The sequence below is a fragment of the Nonomuraea composti genome, from assembly GCF_012034275.1.
Taxonomy (GTDB): Bacteria; Actinomycetota; Actinomycetes; order Streptosporangiales; family Streptosporangiaceae; genus Nonomuraea; species Nonomuraea composti.
On sequence record NZ_JAATEP010000003.1, the window covers coordinates 380987 to 402418 of the forward strand.

General features: G+C 72.4%; 22 protein-coding genes. 11 read left to right on the forward strand and 11 right to left on the reverse strand.

Annotation, left to right across the window (positions count from 1 at the left end):
• A complete protein-coding gene (locus HCN51_RS07105; RefSeq protein ID WP_168007942.1) occupies positions 1-1167 on the reverse strand; it encodes a pyridoxal phosphate-dependent aminotransferase in 1167 nt (388 codons plus the stop codon).
• A gap of 25 nt (positions 1168-1192) precedes the next feature.
• Here HCN51_RS07105 and HCN51_RS07110 point away from each other — a divergent pair, with 25 nt between their 5' ends.
• From HCN51_RS07110 to HCN51_RS07140, 7 genes are read left to right on the forward strand one after another with little or no spacing between them, the layout of a single operon-like run.
• Positions 1193-2902 (forward strand): alpha/beta fold hydrolase, encoded by a 1710-nt coding sequence (locus HCN51_RS07110; protein WP_168007944.1) that lies wholly within the window; start codon positions 1193-1195, stop codon positions 2900-2902.
• Positions 2878-3849 (forward strand): DUF418 domain-containing protein, encoded by a 972-nt coding sequence (locus HCN51_RS07115; RefSeq protein ID WP_080036450.1) that lies wholly within the window; start codon positions 2878-2880, stop codon positions 3847-3849. Before HCN51_RS07110 ends, HCN51_RS07115 begins: the two co-directional genes overlap by 25 nt.
• A complete protein-coding gene (locus HCN51_RS07120; protein ID WP_168007946.1) occupies positions 3809-4585 on the forward strand; it encodes a nitrilase-related carbon-nitrogen hydrolase in 777 nt (258 codons plus the stop codon). The genes HCN51_RS07115 and HCN51_RS07120 overlap by 41 nt, the downstream gene beginning before the upstream one ends.
• Positions 4586-4631: 46 nt before the next feature.
• Positions 4632-5078, forward strand: a complete 447-nt coding sequence (locus HCN51_RS07125) for a hypothetical protein (RefSeq protein WP_230465947.1) — start codon at positions 4632-4634, stop codon at positions 5076-5078.
• Positions 5075-5470 (forward strand): hypothetical protein, encoded by a 396-nt coding sequence (locus tag HCN51_RS07130; RefSeq protein WP_080036447.1) that lies wholly within the window; start codon positions 5075-5077, stop codon positions 5468-5470. The genes HCN51_RS07125 and HCN51_RS07130 overlap by 4 nt, the downstream gene beginning before the upstream one ends.
• Positions 5471-5505: 35 nt before the next feature.
• Positions 5506-6003 carry a sigma-70 family RNA polymerase sigma factor gene (locus tag HCN51_RS07135; RefSeq protein ID WP_230465946.1) on the forward strand — a complete coding sequence of 166 codons (498 nt, stop codon included), beginning with the start codon at positions 5506-5508 and terminating at the stop codon, positions 6001-6003.
• The gene (locus HCN51_RS07140; protein WP_168007948.1) at positions 6000-7934 is read left to right on the forward strand and encodes a hypothetical protein; all 1935 of its coding nucleotides are present in this window, start codon (positions 6000-6002) and stop codon (positions 7932-7934) included. Before HCN51_RS07135 ends, HCN51_RS07140 begins: the two co-directional genes overlap by 4 nt.
• Here the strand turns inward: HCN51_RS07140 and HCN51_RS07145 are convergent.
• Positions 7931-9415 carry a carboxyl transferase domain-containing protein gene (locus tag HCN51_RS07145; RefSeq protein WP_080036444.1) on the reverse strand — a complete coding sequence of 495 codons (1485 nt, stop codon included), beginning with the start codon at positions 9413-9415 and terminating at the stop codon, positions 7931-7933. The two genes, HCN51_RS07140 and HCN51_RS07145, sit on opposite strands and share 4 nt — an antisense overlap.
• A 209-nt stretch (positions 9416-9624) precedes the next feature.
• Here HCN51_RS07145 and HCN51_RS07150 point away from each other — a divergent pair, with 209 nt between their 5' ends.
• Positions 9625-10155 (forward strand): AAA family ATPase, encoded by a 531-nt coding sequence (locus tag HCN51_RS07150; protein WP_168007950.1) that lies wholly within the window; start codon positions 9625-9627, stop codon positions 10153-10155.
• A gap of 70 nt (positions 10156-10225) precedes the next feature.
• Here the strand turns inward: HCN51_RS07150 and HCN51_RS07155 are convergent, their stop codons facing one another.
• Complete coding sequence (locus HCN51_RS07155) at positions 10226-10894, reverse strand: histidine phosphatase family protein (protein ID WP_168007952.1); 669 nt, start codon at positions 10892-10894, stop codon at positions 10226-10228.
• A 39-nt stretch (positions 10895-10933) separates the two neighbouring features.
• On the opposite strand from HCN51_RS07155, the gene HCN51_RS07160 reads away from it, so the two are divergent.
• Positions 10934-11794, forward strand: coding sequence for an NAD(P)-dependent oxidoreductase (locus HCN51_RS07160; protein WP_168007954.1), 861 nt, complete (start codon positions 10934-10936; stop codon positions 11792-11794).
• Between the two features lie 211 nt (positions 11795-12005).
• Here the strand turns inward: HCN51_RS07160 and HCN51_RS07165 are convergent, their stop codons facing one another.
• Genes HCN51_RS07165 through HCN51_RS07180 form a run of 4 tightly spaced genes read right to left on the reverse strand, consistent with a single transcriptional unit; the run spans position 12006 to position 16812 of the window.
• Positions 12006-12575, reverse strand: a complete 570-nt coding sequence (locus tag HCN51_RS07165; RefSeq protein WP_080036440.1) for a hypothetical protein — start codon at positions 12573-12575, stop codon at positions 12006-12008.
• Positions 12576-12620: 45 nt separating this feature from the next.
• Positions 12621-14429 carry a hydantoinase B/oxoprolinase family protein gene (locus HCN51_RS07170; RefSeq protein ID WP_168007956.1) on the reverse strand — a complete coding sequence of 603 codons (1809 nt, stop codon included), beginning with the start codon at positions 14427-14429 and terminating at the stop codon, positions 12621-12623.
• The gene (locus HCN51_RS07175) at positions 14422-16422 is read right to left on the reverse strand and encodes a hydantoinase/oxoprolinase family protein (protein WP_168007958.1); all 2001 of its coding nucleotides are present in this window, start codon (positions 16420-16422) and stop codon (positions 14422-14424) included. Before HCN51_RS07175 ends, HCN51_RS07170 begins: the two co-directional genes overlap by 8 nt.
• 6 nt (positions 16423-16428) lie before the next feature.
• Positions 16429-16812 carry a hypothetical protein gene (locus HCN51_RS07180; protein WP_080036437.1) on the reverse strand — a complete coding sequence of 128 codons (384 nt, stop codon included), beginning with the start codon at positions 16810-16812 and terminating at the stop codon, positions 16429-16431.
• 78 nt (positions 16813-16890) lie between these two features.
• Between HCN51_RS07180 and HCN51_RS07185 the strand changes: the two genes are divergently transcribed.
• Positions 16891-17556, forward strand: coding sequence for a thymidine kinase (locus tag HCN51_RS07185; RefSeq protein ID WP_346433560.1), 666 nt, complete (start codon positions 16891-16893; stop codon positions 17554-17556).
• A 26-nt stretch (positions 17557-17582) separates the two neighbouring features.
• Here the strand turns inward: HCN51_RS07185 and HCN51_RS07190 are convergent, their stop codons facing one another.
• Genes HCN51_RS07190 through HCN51_RS07205 form a run of 4 tightly spaced genes read right to left on the reverse strand, consistent with a single transcriptional unit; the run spans position 17583 to position 20382 of the window.
• Entirely contained in the window at positions 17583-18005 is a 423-nt protein-coding gene (locus tag HCN51_RS07190; protein WP_206066639.1) for a MarR family transcriptional regulator, read from the reverse strand.
• Between the two features lie 41 nt (positions 18006-18046).
• Positions 18047-18715: a DsbA family oxidoreductase gene (locus HCN51_RS07195; protein WP_168007960.1), complete on the reverse strand. Its 669-nt coding sequence runs from the start codon at positions 18713-18715 to the stop codon at positions 18047-18049.
• Between the two features lie 42 nt (positions 18716-18757).
• Positions 18758-19654 (reverse strand): hypothetical protein, encoded by an 897-nt coding sequence (locus HCN51_RS07200; protein WP_168007962.1) that lies wholly within the window; start codon positions 19652-19654, stop codon positions 18758-18760.
• A gap of 56 nt (positions 19655-19710) precedes the next feature.
• Entirely contained in the window at positions 19711-20382 is a 672-nt protein-coding gene (locus tag HCN51_RS07205) for an SRPBCC family protein (protein WP_168007964.1), read from the reverse strand.
• A gap of 72 nt (positions 20383-20454) precedes the next feature.
• On the opposite strand from HCN51_RS07205, the gene HCN51_RS07210 reads away from it, so the two are divergent.
• Entirely contained in the window at positions 20455-21297 is an 843-nt protein-coding gene (locus HCN51_RS07210; protein WP_168007966.1) for a polysaccharide deacetylase family protein, read from the forward strand.
• Positions 21298-21432: the final 135 nt, after the last annotated feature.

Genomic DNA, 21432 nt, shown 5'->3' on the forward strand with positions numbered 1-21432 from the left:
TCAGGAGGACAGCCGCTTCAGCCGCGCCACCGCCTCGTCGATGACCTCCTCCTTCTTGCAGAAGGCGAACCGGACGAAGTGCCGCCCCCGCTCGGCGTGGTCGTAGAACACCTGCGTGGGAATGGCCACCACCCCGGCCAGCTCGGGCAGCCGCCGCGTCAGCTCCAGCCCGTCGGTGAAGCCGAGCGGCCGGATGTCGGTCTGGACGAAGTACGTGCCCGCGGGCCGCAGCACCGAGAACCCTGCCGCCGACAGCCCCTCCATCAGCCGGTCGCGTTTGTCCTGCAGCCCGGCCCCGAGCGCGGCCACCCACTCCATCTCGTGCCGCAACCCGTAGGCGACGGCGAGCTGCCAGGGCGCGCTCGCCGTGAACGTGAGGAACTGCTTGACCGTCTGCACCGCCGTGACCAGCGCGGGCGGCGCGCACACCCAGCCGGTCTTCCACCCGGTGACGGAGAACGTCTTGCCCGCCGACGAGATCATCACCGTGCGCTCGCGCATGCCGGGCAGCGTGGCCATCGGCACGTGCTCGACCCCGTCGAAGGTGAGGTGCTCGTACACCTCGTCGGTGATCGCGATCAGCCCGCGCTCCTGGCACAGCTCGGCGATGACGGTCAGCTCGTCGCGGGTGAAGACCGTGCCGGTGGGGTTGTGCGGGGAGTTGACGAGGATGGCGCGGGTGCGCGGGGTGACGGCGGCGCGCAGCTCGTCGGGGTCGAAGGTGAAGCGGCCCTCGACGGGCCTGAGCGTGACCGCCACCAGTTTGGCCTGCGCCAGGGCGATCGAGGCGGCGTAGGAGTCGTAGTAGGGCTCGAAGGCGATCACCTCGTCACCCGGCTCGCACAGCGCGAGCACGCTCGCCGCCACGGCCTCGGTGGCGCCGACGGTGACCAGGACCTCGCCCACCGGGTCGTAGGTGAGCCCGTAGTGCGCCGCGCGGTGCTCCGACACCGCCTGCCGCAGCTCCAGCACGCCGGGCCCCGGCGGGTACTGGTTGGCGCCGGCGCCGATGGCCTGGACGGCGCGGTCGAGCATCGCGGCCGGCCCGTCGGTGTCGGGGAAGCCCTGGCCGAGGTTGATCGCTCCGGTCTGGACGGCGAGCGCGCTCATCTCCGCGAAAATGGTCGTGCCGAAGGCACGCATCCTGCTGACAAGTGGTTCGGTCACGGCCCCACACTATTAGTCTCGTCCCGTGATCATTCGGGTCGTGCTCGCCCTCGCCCTGTCCGCGCCTCCCGTCCTGTCCCCCGCGAACGCCCCGGGGGTCCCCTGCCCTGTCCCCGTGCCCGATCACACGACCTGCGGTTTCCTGGAGGTTCCCGAGCGTCGGGACGCCCCCGAGCGCAAGATCAAGGTCGGGTACGCCGTGCACCTCTCGACGGCCCCCGGCCGCAGGCCCGATCCCGTGGTCTACATGAGCGGCGGCCCCGGGTCGGCGTCGATGCAGCTCACGGGGTTCCTGAGCCAGATGTTCCCCGATCGTGACGTGGTCACCGTGGAGCAGCGCGGCAGCAAGTACTCCCAGCCCGTGCTCGCCTGCCCGGAGACGGCGCAGGCGCTGCTCGGCCGCCTGCGTCAGCCGCCGGCCGACGTGGGCGCCGCCGCCGTGCGCTGCCGCGACCGGCTCGCCGAGCAGGGGATCGACCTGCGCGGGTACACCACGAAGGAGATCGCGGCCGACGTCGTCGCGTTACGGGAGCGGCTCGGCTACAAGTCGTGGAACCTGTTCGGCGTCAGCTACTCCACCCGCGTGATGGCGGACGTGGCCGCGGCCGACCCCGAGGGGGTGCGGTCGGTGCTGCTCGATTCGTACCTGCCCGCCGGCGTCGCCTGGTACGACGACGCCGCCAGGAACCTGGGCGACACGATGGCGCTGCTGGGCGTGCGCGACCGGTTCGAGGAGATGCGGGCGCGGCTCAACCGCTCGCCCGCCCGGGTGCCGACGATGGACCCGCTGGCCGGCAGGGAGTTCACGGCCCGGATGAGCGGCGACGACGTGGCGGCGATCCTGGCGGAGGCGCTGCACGAGGCGGAGGTGGCCGCGGTGGCGCCGGCCATGGTGACCGCGCTGGCGCGGGGGCACGACGAGGTGCTGCGGCCGCTGGCGGACGCCGTGGGCGGGGGGCTGGTCTCGCACGAGTTCGGGCTGTACCACGCGGTGCAGTGCCAGGACGAGGTCCCGTTCAACACCTTCGCCACCGACTCCCGGCTCTTCACGATCAATGCGGACAAGGCGGTGTGCGACGCCTGGAAACTGCCCAAGGCCGCCCCGGCGAACCCGCCCGCCGTGAAGGCGCCCGTCTACGTCGCCGGCGGCCGGTACGACCCCACGACACCCCCGAGGACCGCGAAGCCCGCCGCCGAGGCGCTGCCGAACGCCCGCTTCCAGGAGTTCCCCCGCCAGTCCCACGCCCTCTTCCTGTCGAGCCCCTGCGCCCGCCGGCAGATGGCCGCGTTCGTCGCCGACCCCGCCCGCCCGTCCGGCTCCCCCTGCCAGGACCCGGACCACTCCATCAAGGCGGACGACCTGCACCCGACCGGCGCCCCGTACCAGATCTCCGGCACGCCGTGGCTGGCCGCGCCGCTCGCCCTGTTCGCGCTCGCCAGCCTGATCCAGCTCGTCGCGGGCGCGCTCAAGGGCAGGGCACTGGCCGCGTTCGGCGGGCTGGCCGGCGTGGCGTTCACCGGCCTCGTCGTCCAGTCCGTCCTGTCGATGATGAGCGTGAACGAGACGGCGCCGGCCGTCGGCCTGCCCGCCCTGGCCGTGCCCTACTCGGCGCTGGCCGTGGCATCGGCCGTGCTCACGGGCGCCGTGCTGATCCGCCACCGGCGGTGGCCGCAGCTCGCGGCGGCCGTCGTCAGCGCCGCTTTCCTCGTATGGTGGTTCTTCTGGGCACTGTAAGGACGGGCACCGTAAGAACACGCATCCACGAACTCGACGCCCTGCGCGGCTTCGCGGTGGGCGGCATCATGCTGGTCAACACCTGGCAGCACGTCGAAATCAAGAAGACGCACCCGGTGGGGCTCGACTGGCTCATCGAAGGGCTGTTCCAGAGCCGGTTCTATCCGATCTTCTCGCTGCTGTTCGGCATCAGCTTCCTGCTGTTCCTGCGCGGCAACAGCCGCTGGGCGCTGCTGAGCAGGCTCTTCTGGCTGTTCTGCTTCGGGATGATCCAGCACCAGTTCTACGAGGGCGAGGTGCTGACCGACTACGCCTTCTACGGCGCGCTGGTGCTGCTGCCCGCCTCGTTCCTGCCGCCCGGCCTGCCCGTGCTGCTGCTGGGCCTGGTGGGGGTCGGGTGGGCGGTGCATCCCGCCGTGGGCGGCGGGCCGTTGCTGATCCCCGGGCTGTTCCTGGTCGGCATGGGCCTGTGGCAGCTGCGGCCGCCCCGGTCGCTGCTGCTGCCCGGGTTCGCGGCCGCCGCGCTGGCCACGCTCCTGCTGACGGCGGCCTGGACGAGCACGCACGACTGGACGGTCTACAGTGTGGCCGCCCTGGCGGGCGCGGCGGCGTACGCGCTGGGCCTGCTGCTGATCCTGCGGCCGAAGCTGTCAGCGGTGCTGGAGCCGCTGGGCAGGATGGCGCTGACGAACTACGTGTCGGGCACGGCGATCATCGCCCTGGCCCTGCCGCTGCTGGAGGCCGACCGCACCCGCTGGTCGGTCGTGGGGCTGACGGTCGTCACGCTGGTCGCGCAGGCCCTGTTCAGCAGGTGGTGGCTGTCGGCCTTCAGGTACGGGCCGCTCGAATGGATATGGCGCTGCCTGACCTGGTTTCGAGTGGTGCCCAACCGGTTAAAGTCGGGCCGTGACGAGAATCGCCCTCTGCCAGATCCCGGTCTCCCCTGACCCCGCCGCCAATCTGAAGAGGGTCAGGGAGGCGCTCGCGTCCGCCGAGGGCGCCGACCTGGCGATCTTCCCCGAGGCCACGCTCACCCGCTACGGCCGGCGCATCACCACGCTGGCCGAGCCGCTCGACGGGCCGTTCGTGTCCGGGCTGGCCGACGCGGCCCGCGAGCACGGGCTGGCGGTGATCGCGGGCGTGTTCGAGCCCGGCGACGACCGGGTGCACAACACCGCCGTCGCGATCGACGCCCGGGGCGAGCTGAAGGCGGCGTACCGGAAGATCCACCTGTTCGACTCGTTCGGCGCGAAGGAGTCCGACCTCGTCGCGCCGGGCGCCGAGCCCGCCGTGGTGGAGCTGGCGGGCCTCAAGGTGGGCCTGATCACCTGCTACGACGTGCGCTTCCCCGAGCTGGCCAGGGCGCTGGTCGACAAGGGCGCCGAGCTGTTCGCGGTGATCGCCGCGTGGGGGTCGGGGCCGCTCAAGGAGGACCACTGGGTGACCCTGGTCCGGGCGCGAGCCCTGGAGAACACCATGTGGACCGCCGCCGTCGGCCAGGCGCCCAACCCGGCGGAGTCGTCCGACGGGTTCGGGGTAGGCCGCAGCATGCTGGTCGACCCGCTCGGCGTCGTCCGCTCCGACCTGGGCACCGGCCCCGGCGTGCGGGTCGTCGAGGTCGACCAGGAGTGGACGGCCACCGCCAGGGCGATGCTCCCCTGCCTCGAACACCGCGTGCTGTGACCCCCACGCGGTCCACGCCGGGGTCAAGCGATCGTAAAGTAGGACTGTGAGCGGAACGCAGATGCAGAAGGTGGTCCCGCCGCGTCTGCTCGTGCCATACCTGTCGGGCAAGCGCACGGTCATCTCGGGCTACGTCTACCGAGTGCAGGATTGCGTCAGGCTGACCACCCCTGAGGCCCTCTACTACGGGCTCGACCTGTCCTTCGACGGCTCCGAGCTGTTCGCCGAGGTGCCCGAGCTCTATGTCATGCGCTGGTTCGCCCGCGACGTCGACACCTACGCGGTGCCGTACGGGCCGCACATGGGCGGCGACTGGAGCGACGCGCCGCCGTTCGCCGGAAACGGGTTCACCACCTCCTCCGAGCACGTGGTGCCGCAGTTCCACACCGTCCCCATGCCGATCCCGGCGGGGGCGGAGATCGTGCACCTCACGGGCGAGGGCGAGCGGCCCTTCGCCGCGTACGACGGGCTGACCTGGCGGCCCGCCGCATGAGCGACGACATCGCACCGGTCGCCTCCGGCTTCGTGGCCCGCTACGGCGAGCGCACGCTCCCCGCCGCGCTCGGCCCCGACAACGACCAGGTGGTGCTGTTCAGCGAGACGGAGCTGGAGGGCTTCGAGGCCGTCTCCGGCTACTGGCGGCGCGTGGTGCCCAGGTCGCAGGTCGAGTGGCTGGTGCTCATCCGCACCGTGGGCGCGTTCGGCGGCGAGCCGTGCATCGTCCTCGACGAGGACGACGACGGCCTGCACATCGCCTACACCGGGCACAGCGGCATGAAGGCCGAGGCGCTGGGCTACTGGATGGTCGACCACGGCGCCTACGAGGTCGTGGTGCCGCGCGAGGAGGTCTTCTCCATCCGCGTCGAAAGGATCCCGGTCCCCTAGGTCAACGATCGGCGCGTCCGCGTGTCTTTAGGGATGTGACCGAAACAGCGACCATGGCGCAGCCGTCGTTCGCCGAGCTGTTCGCGGCCCAGTACCACTCCCTGGTACGCCTGGCCGGGCTGCTCGGCGCGGACGATCCTGAGGACATCGCCCAGGAGGCGTTCGCCCGGCTGCACTCGCGGCGGTTGCGCGACGACGGGGCCGCGATGGCCTACCTCCGCGCGACCGTCTGCAACCTGACCCGTAACCGCCTGCGGCACCTGCGCCTCGTCCGGCTGCGCCGCCCCGACCCTCCCGAGCCCGTCCGCAGCAGCGAGCACACCGTGCTCGTCTCCGAGGAGCACCGCGAGCTGCTCGCGGCCGTGGACCGGCTGCCGCGCCGCCAGCGCGAGGCGCTCGTCCTGCGGTACTGGCTGGACCTGTCGGAGCGCGAGATCGCCGACGCCATGGGCGTCTCGCCCGGATCGGTGAAGACCCACGCCAGCAGGGGCCTGGCGGCCCTGGGCCGGGCGCTGAAGGAGGAGGAGCGGTGAACGACCTGGAAGAGCGCCTGCGGGCGGCGTTCGACGCCCGTGCCCAGACCTACGACACCAGCCCCGACGCGTGGCTGCGGGTGCGTGAGCGCCGGCCGCGCCGCCACCGCGCGCTGCGGCTGGCGGCGGCCGCGTTGCCGGTGGCGCTGCTGGCCGTGTTCGTTCCCGTCCTGCTCAACGGGGGCCTGGGCAGGAACACCGCGGCCGACGCCGACGCCCTCTACCAGCGGCTGATGCAGGACAGGACCCCGGCCGGGGAGCAGCTCACCGTGGACAACCCGTCGGAGGGCAAGCCGCTGCGGCTCTGGTTCGCCACGGCCAGGCAGGGCCATCCGGAGCTGTGCTACGTGCTGGAGCGGGCCGCCGCGGAGCCGTACGGGAGCTGCTCCGCCGTCGCGGAGGAGGCCGACGCGGAGGCGTGGTTCGCCGGCAGCACGCTGCGCGACGGGGCGCGGGACGCGCTGGACTGGGGCGTGGCGCTCCAGGACGTCGGCGGGATCACCGGGGTGGCCGAGGACGGGCGGCGGGTGCCCGGCACGGTGCTGCGGCCGGCGGGGGCCCCGTACGCGATCTGGACCGTGACCTATCCCGCCCGGCAGGCCATGTCGGGGATCGAGGTCTCGGACGGCGCCGGCCGGGCGATCGGGACGACCTCCCGCGCGCTGATGGAGGGCCAGGAGCCGGGTGAGCTCCTGGGCGCGCCCCTCGACCTGCCCGCCGGGGTCACCGTGGACGCGTGGCGGACGCCGCAGGAGACCACGATCAGGTGGACGCGGCACGGCACCCACCTGTTCTCCTCGACCCCCAGGCTCGACGAGCCGGTGTTCGCGACGCAGAGCGAGAACCTGATCACGGGCCTGGCCCGCGGGAACGTCGCCAGGGTCGCGTTCGTCTTCGCCGGCGGGACGACGGCCGAGGCCGAGACCCGGCCGGACCCGTGGGGCCTGGGCGTCACGCTGTTCGCCGTGGACGACCCGACGCGGGATCCGGCCGACCGCTTCGCCACCGTCGCCTACGACGCGTCGGGCGCGCAGCTCTGGCGCGAGGAGCCCGAGAGCACCGACCCGCTGAACGACTTCCCGCCGGTCGGCGAGGTGATGACCATCCCGGGCGCCGGGGACGCGGACAACCCGGTGCGCGCCTGGTTCGCGAGCGTCACCATGAAGGGCGGCCGCGACAACATGGTCACGCTGTGCAAGTCGGGCGGCCTGTCCGCCTGGGGCGGGACGGGCCCGAGCTGCTCCGGCGGCGCCCTGACGAACCCGTTCACCGCCCACAAGCTGATCACCTACCTGCCGGAGCCGGGCACGGTCACCTACCTCGGGGTGGCGAACGAGAAGTGGGAGTCGGTGACGGCGGTGCTCTCCGACGGGCGCCACGTCCGCGCCGCCTTCCTGCGCGGCGCGGGCACCCCGGCGGCGATCTGGCACGTCACGATCCCGAACGGCGACGTGGTCGTCTCCGGCTTCACCATGAAGCCGAAGGACGGGCCGCTGGAGCGGCACCCGGAGCCGGACAGGACCTGCGGGCGCCGGGCCGTGAGCGCCGAGGCGGGCCGCCAGCCGCTCGCGGCGGGCCTGAGCGCCGTCGTGGCCGAGCCGGCCTGCGTGGCCTTCTTCGAGGGCGGCCAGGTGGACACCTCGCTGCCCGGCCCCCTGCCCGGCGAGAAGCTGAGCGACCTGCTCGACGCCCGTCAGCCGGTGCAGTGGCGGCGCGGCACGGCCACCTGGTACGGCTACGCCCTGCCCGGCACGGCCCGCGTCGAGCTCGTCACCTCCAACGGCCGCACCAGCACCGTCGAGGCCGTGCCCGACCGGTTCGGGCAGGGCGTGACGCTGTTCGGCGGGCCGGTCCCCGAGGGCGGCGAGTTCAACGCCGGCACGGTGATCAGGGGGTTCGACGCCGACGGCAAGCAGCTCTGGCGTAGCTAGCCGAGGTTGCGGTACCGGGCCTGGCGGGCCGCGAAGCGGTCGGCCGGGCCCACCCGCAGCAACTGCGCGATCTCGTGCTCCAGCGCCCGCCCTACCCGCTCGCAGAACTGCCGGGGCTCGTAGGCGGCGTCGGGCAGCTCGGGGATCACCCGGTCGACGATGCCGTCGCGGCGCAGGTCGGTGGCGCGGATGTGCTGCGCCTGGGCGATCTCGGGGGCGAAGTCGACCGAGCGGTAGAGGATGGCGGAGGCGCCCTCGGGCGGCAGCGGCGCCAGCCAGGCGTGCTGCGCGCACAGCACCCGGTCGGCGGGCAGCAGCGCCAGCGCCGCGCCGCCCGCGCCCTCGCCGAGCAGCAGGCAGACGGTCGGCGCTTCGAGCATGACCAGCTCGGCCAGGCAGCGGGAGATCTCGGCGGCCAGCCCGCCCTCCTCCGCCGCCTTCGACAGCTCGGAGCCCGCCGAGTCGATCACCGTGACCAGGGGCAGGCCCAGCTCGGCGGCCAGCCGCATGCCGCGCCTGGCCACCCGCAGCCCGGCCGGGCCGAGCGGCGAGCCGGCGCGCTGCAGCCGCCGGTCCTGGCCGAGCACCACGGCCGGCGCGGTGCCGAATCTGGCCAGCGCCAGCAGCAGCCCCGGCTCGTTCTTGCCCTCCCCGGTGCCGCTGAGCCGCGTCACGTCGGTGGCGGCGAGCTTGAGCAGCGTACGCAGGCCGGGCCGGTCGTCGCGGCGGGACCGGGTGATCGCCTCCCACGCCTCCACCGGCCGCAGGTCCTCCTCGGGCGGCTGCCCGGCCTCGATGGCGTCGCGGTCGGCGGCGAGCACGGCCAGCGCCCTGACGGCCGCCTCCCGCGCCTCCTCGGCCGAGACGACCGCGTCGAGCAGCCCCTTGGCGTGCAGGTTCTCCGACACCTGCACGCCCTCGGGGAACGGGTAACCGTGCAGCGACTCGAACACGCGCGGCCCGAGGAACCCGATCAGCGCCCCCGGCTCCGCCACCGTGACGTGCCCGAGCGACCCCCACGACGCGAACACCCCGCCCGTCGTCGGATGCCGCAGGTAGACGAGATACGGCAGGCCCACCGCCCGGTACGCCTGGATCGCCGCGGTGATCTTCACCATCTGGACGAACCCGAGCGCGCCCTCCTGCATGCGCGTGCCGCCCGAAGCGGGCAGGGCCAGCAGCGGCAGCCGCTCGCGGGCCGCCCGCTCGGCCGCGCTCACGAACCGCTCGGCCGCCACCACCCCGATGGAGCCCGCCATGAACGAGAACTCGCACGCCACGACGGCCACCCTGCGCCCGTCGAGCAGCCCCTCGCCGGTGATCACGGCCTCGTCGTAGCCGGACTTGACGCGGGCCGCGGCCAGCTCGTCGGCGTAGGAGGAGCCGGGCTCCGCCGGATCGGCGGGCGGCGCGTCCCACGACTTCCACGACCCCCGGTCGAGGATCGTTTCGATCAGTGTGCGCGCGTCCGGACGGCTCACTATCGCTCCCTAGATGTCAGCCAACGATGCAATGTTGACGCATGAGCGCCCCGGCTGGTGCCATCCGCCGGCGATCATCGTTCGCGCTCTTCCGGCCGGGCGAGCACGGCGTCGTCACCGAGGGGTCCGGGCAAGATCCAACCTCCTCGCGTTCGTGGTGAAAGAACATTCTCTCAGGAGCCCGCCCCCCGTCACCTACCCTGGGTCCGGTGAAAGACCTGGCCTCCCGCATTTCCCGCCTGCGCCCGTCGTGCGGCCCCGTCCGGCTGGTCGCCGTCGACGGGCCCGCCGGGTCCGGCAAGACGACGCTCGCCGGGCGGCTCGCGGCCGAGCTGGGCTGCCAGGTCATCCACAGCGACGACTTCCCCGTCCCCTGGGAGGAGGGGCCCGGCGGCTGGTTCCACGCGCTCGATGCGCAGGTGCTGCGGCCGCTCCAGCAGGGCCTCCCCGGCGGTTTCCGCAGGTACGACTGGGTGCGCGGGCACTACGCCGAGCAGGTGGAGGTGCCCGTCGCGCCTGTCCTCGTCATCGAGGGCGTCGGGACGGCCCGCGCCTCGGCATCGGGCCTGCTGGCGTACACGATCTGGGTGGAGGCCGCCGAGCCGGTGCGGCTGCGGCGGGTGCTGGCGCGCGACGGCGCCGCGCTGGAGCCGCGGTGGCGCGAGTGGTTCGCGGCGGAACGGACGTGGTTCGCCGCGGACCGCACCCGCGAGCGAGCCGACCTGGTGATCACGACATGAGGTACGCGGCGCCGCTCAAGGTCTTTGGGATCAGGACGTGAGGCGGGCGGCGCCGTTCAAGGTCTTGTGATCACGACGTGAGATGGGCGACGTCGTTGAACACGACCAGCTCGCCACCCGCCCGCCAGACCGACACCGAGGCGTTCAGCACCGGCGCGAACTCCAGCACCGCCGCCAGCTCCGCGTCCGGCCGCCCGTCGAGGACGTGGCGCAGCGCCAGCACCACCGAGTCGTGGGCGACGATCAGCACGCGCCGCCCCGCCGCCCGCCGGTCGAGGTCGCCGACGAAGCCGCGCAGCCGCACCACCACGTCGCCCAGCGACTCGCCGCCCGGCGGCCGGTAGGCGTAGGCGCCCTCGGCCTCGCGCCGGGCCAGCTCCTCCGGGTGCCGCTCCCTGATCGCCGCCAGGTTCAGCGGCGCGAACGCGCCCGCCTCCTGGTCCCGCAGCCGCTCGTCCACCGTGACGGGCAGCGGCCCGGCCCCCCACACCTCCTGCGCGATCTTCCACGTGTCGAGGGCGCGCAGGTACGGCGAGCACCACACCAGCTCCGGCGCCTCGCTCGCCGGCAGCGCCGCCAGCAGCCGGCCCAGGGCCGCCGCCTGCGCCCTGCCCAGCTCCGTCACCGTCACCTCGTCGTCGCCGCGCTCGTAGACCAGCGGCGTCTCCCCGGCCCGCCGGTGCGCGAGGTTCGCCTCGCTCTCGCCGTGACGCACCGCCATGATCCGTTCAGGGCCCATGTCCCCATCCTCACACGGCGGTGATCGTACGGTGGAGGCATGACTTCTGTCGCACTTCTCGGAACAGGGCTCATGGGGCTGCCCATGGGCCGCAACCTCGCCAGGGCCGGCCTGCGCGTGCGCGCGTGGAACCGTACCAGGGACAAGGCCCTGCCCCTTGAGGCCGACGGCGCGGTGGTCGCGCACTCCCCCGCCGAGGCCGTCGAGGGCGCCGACGTGATCCTCACGATGCTCAGCGACGGCGACGCCGTGCACGAGGCCGTCACCGCCGCCGCCCCCGCCCTCCGGGCCGGGCAGGTGTGGGCCCAGATGAGCACCGTCGGCCTGGCCGCCACGGACCGGCTCGCCGCCCTCGCGGACCGGCACGGGCTGACGTACGTGGACGCGCCCGTGCAGGGCACCCGGCAGCCTGCCGAGCAGGGCAAGCTCGTCATACTCGCCTCCGGCCCCGACACGGCCCAGGAGGCGCTGGAGCCCGTCTTCGGGGCGCTCGGGCAGCGCACGCTCTGGCTCGGCCCGGCCGGGGCCGGCACGCGGCTCAAGATGGCCACCGTCAGCTACGGCATCTCCCTCACCGCCGTCGTCGCCGAATCGCTCTCGCTCGCCCAAGGCCTCGGGCTCGACCCCGACCTGGTCCGCCAGGTCGTCACGGGCGGCCCCATGGACTCCGCCTACTTCCAGGCCAAGGCGAAGGCCATCCTGGAGGGCGACTTCACCCCCAGCTTCACCGTCCGCAACGCCGAGAAGGACACCCGGCTCATCCACGAGGCCGGCGCGGCCGTGGGGGTCCGGCTCGACGTGGTGGCCGCCGCCGGCGAACGGTTCCGGCGAGCGGAGGCGCAGGGGCACGGGGAGGAGGACATGGCGGCCACATATTTCGCCAGCTTCGACAAGCCGTAACCGCTAGGGTTTCCGACAGGCCGCCTTCCTGCGGGGAGGCTGGAAGTGGGCCCGGGTGTACTGCCGGAATTGACAGGAGCCCGGGCTTCGCGCTTTCCAGGTGACTATTCGTGTGCGACCGGGTACAGTGAGAGCAGGCCGCCCTCCTACGGGGGGGATGGAAGTGGGCCCGGGTGACCCGCCGGACGACGGGAGCCCGGGCTTCGCGCTTTCACTGGATCTCTTGTTCCCGCACCAGCATGCCGGCTTCCAACTGGCTCCAGAATCTTGGATCACCACGCTCCGCGAGGACCTTCGCTCCGGCGATGATGTCCGGCAACCACAGCAAGGGTTCCAACACCGGATCGCTCCACGACAGACGCAACCGTGGCGGCATCGCGTGGCGACCTTGCAACGCGACGATCAACTTGCGATCCCGACCGTCGAGCAGACTGTCACGACGCTCGAAGAGCACGTCAACCACATGATGGTCGCCCAACTCCCACAACAGACATTCCATACACTTCCGACGCGCTCGTTCCTGGCGCTTCGGATCGAGACCGGTGCCGAGAATGATGATGCCAGTCGGCTGGAGCCCCGCCACCGCCTCGATGAGCTGCGTTCGGCGCTTGTCGTTCTCATCGTGCCAGTGCAGGCGCAGCTGCCGGTGCAGCAACAGCCCGCGCAACTCGGCGCGGTAGTGGTCGGCCTGGTGCGGAGCAACGAGCACGGCCGCCATCAGGTACACGCTTCGCGCGAGCACCATGGACTCATCGACATACGCCGAGAACGGGAGGATCACGAGGGATCATGCTAGCCCTCGCAAACACGAAGCGTGATTAAGTCCTCACAATTCGTCCACCTCCGCATAAGCCCTCCCTCCCGAGAGCTTCGCGTAGCCGGGCCCCCGGTCGAAGAAGCGGTCGGCGGGGGGCCGGAGGCGGGCGCGGAGTTCGGCGGTGCCCTGCTCGTCGATGCGGTCCCCGTCCAAAACCACGCCGTAGTCGCCCAGCGCGCCGGCGATCGACACCTTGCCGTCGCGGACGTCGGCGGCCACGGCGCGCGGGTCCCGGTCGTAGGGGGAGCCCCAGCCGCCGCCTCCGGTGGTGCGGATCCTGATGAGGTCGCCGGCCTGCACGGGGTGGTCGTCGACCAGGCCTTCCATCTCCTTGCCGGCGATCTCGACGCGGAAGGGCCGGCCGGCGAGGCCGCCGTTGACGCCCCAGCAGGACAGGATGGAGCGGTCGGCGATCGACATGTACGAGGCGTCGCGCAGCATGCGGATGTGCTTGTCGTAGCCGAGCCCGCCCCTGAACATGCCGGGCCCGCCGGAGTCGCAGGCCAGGGCGAGGCGTTCGACGCGGAAGGGCCAGCGGGCCTCGGCGAACTCGACGGGGATGTTGCGGGAGTCGGGGACGACGTGGATGGTGTCCTCGCCGTCGGCGTACCAGCGGCCGCCAGAGCCGCCGCCGAGGACTTCGCGCATGAGGTACGGCTGCCCGTCGGCGTCGATGCCGTGGACGCCGGTGTAGCGGATGGTCTCCTGGTCGGCGGGCATGCGGCCGCCGGTGGCCTTGGCCAGGACGCCGGCGAGGACGCCGAGCAGGCGCAGGATGACGAACGTTCGGGCGTTGGTGGGAGCGGGGAAGACGGGGGTGAGGAGGGTGCCCTTCTCGGGGAAGATCATTTTGATGAGGGGCACCACTCCCTCGTTCACGTCCAGCTCGGCCATGCGTTCGGGGGTGTCGGCGAGGTTGCGCAGCACCGGGGCGAGCCACTTCTTGAGGAAGACACCGCCCGCGTAGTCGCCGGCGTGGTTGATGGGGCCCTTGGCCTGGGGTGAGGTGCCGGTGAAGTCGATGGTGAGCGGGGCGTCGGCGGCGTGGTCGACGGTGAGGGTGATGCGCTGGGCGTGCAGGCGGGGCTCGTCCACGCCGTCGTGCTCGGCGTAGTCCTCCCACACGTACGTGCCTTCGGGGATCTTGGCGAGCAGTTCCCTGCGGAAGGTCTCGGTGGTCTTGGCGATGATCGCGTCGAAGCACTCTTCGACGGCCTGCTTGCCGTACCGCTCGAACAGCTCGCCGAGCCGCCGGGCGCCCATCAGGCAGGCGGAGCATTCGGCGTCGAGGTCGCCGGCGAGGGAGTCGGGCATGCGGGAGTTGCGGGTCATGATGCGCAGCGCGGCCTCGTTGGGCACGCCCTGGTCCCACAGCTTGATCGGCGGGACCATCAGGCCCTCTTCGTAGACGGAGCGGGCGTGCGAGGGCATGGAGCCGGGCACGGAGCCGCCGATGTCGTCGTGGTGGCCGAACGCCTGCACGAAGGCGACGACCTCGCCGTCGTGGAAGACGGGGACGGTGACGCACAGGTCGGGCAGGTGGCCGATGCCGCCTTCTGAGAGGTAGACGTCGTTGTGGAAGTAGACGTCGCCGGGCTTCATGGTCTCGATGGGGAAGTCGCGCACGATCGGCTGCACGAGCGCGCTGTAGGAGCGGCCGGTGAGCTTGCGCAGCCGGGCGTCGTGGATGCCGGCGCGGAAGTCGTGGGCGTCGCGGATCATCGGCGAGCGGGCGGTGCGGGCGATGGCGGTCTCGACCTCCTTCTCGACGGAGGCGAGCGTCCCTTCGACGATCTCCACCAGGATGGGATCAGTCACGACTTATCTCCACATTTCCGTATTCGTCGAGCTTGGCGGTGAAACCGGGGTGGATCGGGATCGTCGAGCCGTACTCCTCGATCACGGCGGGCCCGTGCACGGTCGCGCCGGGGCCGAGGGCGGCGCGCTGGTGGATCGGGGTGTCGCGGGTCTCGTCGAAGTGCACGGGACGCACCGACGTGGCGCCCTCGCCGGCCTTCTCCAGGCGGCGGATGACCGGGCGGGTGATGGGGCCGATGCCGGAGACGCGCAGGTTCACCCATTCGACGCCGTGGCGCGGGTCGTCGCGGTAGGCGTAGCCGTACAGCTTCTCGTGGGCGTCGTGGAAGCGGGAGAGCACCTCGGCGTGCCAGTCCTCGTCGATCTCGCCCGCCGGGGCGGGCACCCGCACCTCGTACGCCTGGCCGTAGTACCGCAGGTCGGCGCTGCGCTGGTAGACGGGGTCGTCGAAGCCCTCGCGGTCGAGCGCCTCGCCCGCCTGATGCTCCAGGTCGTGGAAGATCTCGACGGCCTTGCCGAGCGAGAGGTCGCGGGTGACGTACGTCCGGACGTAGTCGTTCTTGACGTCCACCGTGAGCAGCCCGAACGCCGAGACGTTGCCGGGGTCGCGCGGGATGAGCACCGACGGCAGGCCGAGGATGTCGATCAGCCGGCACGCCAGCAGCGGCCCCGACCCGCCGAACGTCACCAGCGGGAAGTCGCGCACGTCGAGCCCGCGCTTGACGGTGAGCTGCCGGATCGCGTTGCTCTGGTTGAACGCGCTGATCTCCAGGATGCCGGTCGCCGTGCGCTCGGGGGTGAGGCCGAGCTTGTCGGCAAGGGCCTGGATGCCGGTACGGGCGGCGTCCACGTCGAGCGGAATCTCCCCGCCGAGCAGGTGCGGCGGGATGCGGCCGAGGAACACGTGCGCGTCCGTCACCGTCACCTCGGTCCCGCCCTTGCCGTAGCAGAGGGGGCCGGGGTCGGCGCCCGCCGAGCGCGGCCCGACCTTGAGCGTGCCCTCGGGAGAGATCCACGCGACCGAGCCGCCGCCCGCGCCGACCGTGATGATGTCGATCATCGGGATCTTGCACGGGTAGCGGCCGACGGAGCCCTCGGTGGTGATGGAGGGCTCGCCATCGATCACCACGGCCACGTCGGTGGAGGTGCCGCCGCCGTCCAGCGTGATCACCTGCCGGTGGCCGGCGGTGGCGGCGATCAGGGCCGCGCCCAGCGCGCCGGCCGCCGGGCCGGACAGGACGGTGGTGATGGGCTGGTTGACGACCTCGCGGGCCGACAGGACGCCGCCGTTCGACTTCATCACGGAGAACGGCATGCCGAGCCGGTTCGACAGGGTCGCGATGTAGCTGCGCATGGCCGGCTTGACGGCGGCGTCGACGAGGGTGGTGACCGAGCGCTCGTACTCGCGGTACTCGCGCAGCACGTCGCTGGACAGCGAGATCACCGCCTCCGGGTGCTCGCGCCACAGCACCTCGCGCATGCGGCGCTCGTGCTCGGGGTTGGCGTAGGAGTGCAGGAAGCAGACCCCGATCGCGGTGATGCCCTTCGCCCGGAACCAGCGGGCCACCTCGACGGCCTGCTCCTCGGAGAACGGGCGCACCTCGTTGCCCAGGTGGTCGAGCCGCCCGCCGACGGTCTTGACGAGGTGGACGGGCACGATCCTGGGCGGTTTGACCCAGAAGTAGGAGTTGCCGTAGCCGTCGGGCACGCTCTGCCTGGCGATCTCCAGGACGAACTCGAACCCCTCGGTCGTGATGAACCCGAGGTTCTCGATCCGGTCCTCCAGCAGCCGGTTCGTGGCCACGGTGGTGCCGTGCACGATGGCGGCGACGTCGAGGCGGCCGAGCTTCTCGATGCCCGCGAGGAACCCGTCGGCCGGGTTCGCCGGGGTCGAGGGGGTCTTGGTCGTGAGGATCTCACCGGTCTGCTCGTCCACCGCGACCACGTCGGTGAAGGTCCCTCCGGTGTCCACTCCGATACGCACGCTACGCATGGCTCCTCAGCTCCGGCGACGGCCGAGCACTTCGTCGATGACTCGTGGCGCGTTCGTGGGGCCCACGTAGGCCGCCAGGCGCACCACCATCTCCTGCGTCCTGGCGAGCTCGGCCTCGACCCGGGCCTTGCCGGACTGGCCGGCCTGGACCCCGAAGTAAGCCCCGATAATGGTACCGATCACCCCCGCCACACCGGCGAACAGCGCGGCGAACTCCCCCGAGGCGAACACGGCGGCGCCGAACGCCACGAGGAGCGCGAGGATGCCCGCCACGACGACGAGGAAGCCGTAACGCCAGCGGGTGGCGTCCGCCTGGGCCGCCGTGAGGTCGTCCTGCCTCATCAGCGCCTCCAGCGGAGACGGCTCGGACGGCGGTTTGTCGGTGACCACAGATTCCTCCTGAACAACTACAGGGGAGAAATGTCCCACGAGGTCATGGAACAAGCCAAGCCACTAAGCTGGCGGGCCGTGACCGAACTGTCTGCCTTGTCTGCCGTGCCGCCGGGCGCCCGAGACGCCGTACTGAAGTTCTACTTCGGCCCCATGGACTGCGGGAAGTCCACCCTGGCGCTCCAGATGAACTACAACCATCGGCGGCAGGGCAGGCGGGGCCTGGTGCTGACCAAGCACGACCGCTCCGGAGGGCCGAAGGTGACCAGCCGGATCGGGCTCGGGCTGGAGGCGATCGAGGTGGAGGACTCCCTCGACCTGGTCGGGCTGGTGGCCGGGCACGACCGCATCGACTACCTGATCTGCGACGAGGCGTGCTTCTACACCGTGGAGCAGATCGAGCAGCTCGCCGACCTGGTGGACTCCTACGGCGTGGACGTCTACGCGTTCGGTCTGGCCTCCGACTTCAGGTCGGTGATGTTCCCGGCGGCGCAGCGGCTGTTCGAGCTGGCCGACGAGGTGTGCCGGCTGCAGGTCGAGGTGCTGTGCTGGTGCGGGCGGCCGGGCCGGCTCAACGCCAGGGTCGTGGGCGGGGCGATGGCGCGTACGGGCGAGCAGGTCGTGATCGGCGACACCGATGACGCGCCCGTGCGTTACCAGGTGCTCTGCCGCCGCCACCACCGCGCGGGCCAGCTCGGCGAGGGCGAGGGCGCGGAGGCGTCCGGCATGAGGTCAGCCGTCTGAACGCGGCGGAGCCCCGATGTCGCGGGTCAGCCGTCTGAACGCGGCGGGATCAGGCGTTCGAGCGCGTCTCTGAGCAGCCGGGCGTCGCCGTCCGGCAGCGGTGCCAGGAACTCCTCCTCCGCCGCCGCCACGAGCCGCCCGGCCTCGGCCAGCACCGCACGGCCGCGCTCGGTCGGCTCCACGATGTTCTTGCGCCGGTCGGCGGGGTGCGGGCGGCGCCCGACGAGCCCCTTGCGCTCCAGCCCGTCGACCATGGCGACCATCGTCGTGCGGTCGATGCCCATGCGCTGGGCCGCCTCGAGCTGCGACATCGGCTCGGACCTGCCCAGCACCGACAGCACGCCGTACTCGCGGCTGTCGATGCCGCACGGCTCCAGCGCGGGGCCCATCAGGTCCGACAACCGCGCGTTGGCGTGCTTGAGCAGGTAGGCAAGGCTGCGACTGGACACGTTGTGATTGTCCCACCCGCCGGGATCGGACGGCGCCGCGATCAGACGGCGCAGTACCCGTCGTCGCAGCCGTCGCCCTGCACCCCGAGCCGGGTGATCGGCGTCTGGCCGGTGCGTTCGGCCACCTCGTCGATGGCGGCGGTGAGGGCGTCCTCAGGCTGCGCGCCCGACACGGCGTACTTGCCCTCGAACAGGAACAGCGGCACCCCGGAGATGCCGAGCGAGCGCGCCCGCGCCAGCTGCTCGCGCACCTCCTCGGCGCCCTCGCCCGAGTCGCGCACGCCCACCTCGGCGGCCAGCTCGCCCAGCACGCCGGCGTCGGCGACGTTGCGGCCCTCGGCGAAGTACGCGCGGAACAGCCGCTCGGCCATCTCCTGGCCGAGCCCCTGGCGACCGGCCACCTCGATCAGCCGGTGCGCCTCGAACGTGGAGGCGTTGACGGCCTTGTCGTAGTGCATCTCCAGGCCCTCGGCGGTGGCGGCGCCGACGACCCGCTCGACCATCTGCCCGGCGTTCGGCCCGAACTTGCGCTCCAGCGCCGGGATCAGCGGCTCACCCTCGCGCGGGGCGTCGGGGTTGAGCTGGAACGGCCGCATCGTCACCTCGATCGTGCCGCCTTTGGCCCGGAACTTCTCGGCCGCCCGGCCGAACCGCGCGTGCCCGATGTAACACCAGGGGCACACGACATCAGAGAAAATCTCGACCTTCATGTACGAGGACAACCCGGGCACCCCATCCCGGATTCCTCGAATTCAGCCGGCGGCCAGCTCCTCCAGCCGGTACGGCAGGTACGCCGAGTCGTCCACCAGCGCCGACGCCCCCCGCCACCAGCCGAACCACTCGCCGCTGCGCCACATCCAGTCGACCCGCTCGATGGCCGCCACCACGTCGCCGACCGTCTCCCACCGCTCGCCGAGTTGCTCGCGGGTGGCGCCGTGCCGCATCGCCCAGGCACGCAGGATGCCGGCCGCCTCGGCGGGCACCTCGCGGGCGTACGGGTCGGGGCTCTCGCCGGGCAGCCGGTGCGGGCCGAGCCCGGCGGCGACGCCCCAGCTCCACTGCGCCTCGGCGGGCCGCGAGTAGCGCAGGGAGTGGAAGTCGAGGTTGGAGCCCAGCTCCTCGTCGGCGCGGCGGGCGACGACCGCGTCGAGCCGCCCGCCGGCGTCGAAGTGCACGACGAGGCGCTGCCCCGGCTTGGCGCCGGGCGGCAGGTCGAAGCGGTCTTCGGCCTGCCAGGAGTTGAGATCCACCTGGGCGACGGGCGCGCCCCACATCTGGTCGGCGGCGTCGTCGGCGACCCACGCCGCCAGCATCTCCAGCGCGGTCAGGTCGGTCCACGGCTCGATGGCGATCGCCGTGCGCACCACCTCGTCGGGCGCGGGCAGCTTGCCGCCCCTGGGCGTGGACCACCAGCCCTCGCCCAGCTCGCGGGTGCCGACCAGCAGCGCGGCGATGGCGGCCAGCTCGGCCGAGCGCCTGGTGAGCTGGGCGCCGAGTGCCAGCTCCAGCGTGCGGTCCGTACGCTCGTCGCCGAGCACGGGACGCACGTCGCCGATCAGGATCTCGGCCGTCGGGCGGTCCTCGCCCAGCAGGTTGCGTACGACTCGTCTGGCCTCGGTCCGTGCGTCTTCAGCGTGTGCCTGCCGCATACCGCCACGCTACGCCGGGAGATCCTTTTCCGCGAGAGTCCCGGAGGCCACCAACGTCATGCGCCGCGGCGGCGTGACCCGCGCCCGAGCAGCCAGCCGAGCGTGACGCCGCCGAGCGCGACGCCGGCTCCCGTGCCGAACGCCGCCAGCATCACCCACGGGCGGGTCTCGGTGTGCTTCCTGGCCGGCCGCTCGAAGACCGCACCCTGCGCTGCGGGGAGGCCGGCGGCCTCGGTAGCGCCCGCGACCGCCGGAGCGGCGGCCACCTGGGCGGCGGGTTCAGCGGTGCTCGGGGCCGTCAGGTGCTCCTCGACCGCGGAGAAGAACTCGCCCGCCGTCCGCTTGGCCACGGAGCCGAGCATGCGCTGCCCCACCCCGCCGATCATGCCGCCGACCACGGCCTCGGCCTCGTAGTCCACGCGGGTGCCGGCGCCGGCCTCGCTCAGCCGGACCAGGACGGTGGCGTCCACCGTGCCGGGCGCGCCCTGCCCGCGGGCCTTGAGCGTGAAGCTCTCGGGCTCCAGCGGGCCGGACAGCGCCACCTCGCCCTGGTAGACGCCCTTGATCGAGCCCACGCCCGCGTTGATCGTCATCCGGTACGTGTCCGGCCCCGTCTCCTCCAGCCGCTCGCACCCGGGAAGGGTGCGCACCAGCACCGCCGGGTCCCTGAGCGCCGCCCACACCCGCTGCCTGTCCGCGCCGATCTCGGCACTGCCCGCCAGTTTCATGCGGCCACTCTAAGCAGCGCGGACCGCGTGGATAAGGGCAACGACTCACGAAGGCTGGCAAGATGGTGCTCCATGTTCAGGGGACGCGGGGTGATCGGTGTGGCATGCGTGCTGGCGCTGGCGGCCTGCGCCCCCGCCGAGACCGCCTCCCGTCCCGGCCCCGAGGCGCCCGCCACCACCGCGAAGGCCCCTGAGCGGACTCCCGTTCCGTCGGGCCCGCCGGGCGTCAAGCCGCGCAAGGGCGAGGTGCGCCCGATCCCCCGCACCGGCGACCTCCCGCCGGTGATCAGCTCGATCCCCACCGAGCGGAAGGTCGTCTTCCTGACCATCGACGACGGCTGGGAGCAGGATCCGGGCTTCGTCCGGCAGGTACGCGACCAGCGCATCCCGATCATCGCGTTCGCCATGCGCGACGCCGTCGAAGCCAGGGGCACGCCGGACGAGTCGGGCGGCCCGGCCCGCTTCGTCGGCGCCGGTAAATGGGGATATTTCCGGCAACTTCGTGACGCGGGGGTTCCCGTCGAGAACCACACGCTCACCCACCCGAACCTGCGCCTGCTCGGCTACCCGGCCCAGCGCCGCGAGATCTGCGCCGCGTCCAGGCTGATCGGCAAGGAGATCGGCACGCGGCCCACCCTGTTCAGGCCGCCGTTCGGCAACTACAACACCGACACGCTCAGAGCGGCCAAGAGCTGCGGCGTGTCGGCCGTGCTGCTGTGGACCGCCACCGTGCAGCCCGGCGGCAAGATCGCCTACCAGGTGCCCGACAAGAAGCTGCGCCCGGGCGACATCCTCCTCCTGCACTTCCGCCCCAACCTGGCCAGGGACTTCCGGATCCTGGTGAACAAGATCAAGCGCCGGGGCTACGAGCTGGGCGACCTCCAGGCGTATCTGGCCGCGGCCCAGCCGCGCTGACTCCGCCCCGCCTACTCCGCCCCGCCTACTCCGCCCCGCCGACTCCTCCGCGCCTACTCCGCCGCGCCGACCCCTCCGGGCCGACTCCGCCGGGCGGCGTACCTGACGATCAGCCGGGCGGGTGACGCGCCGGCG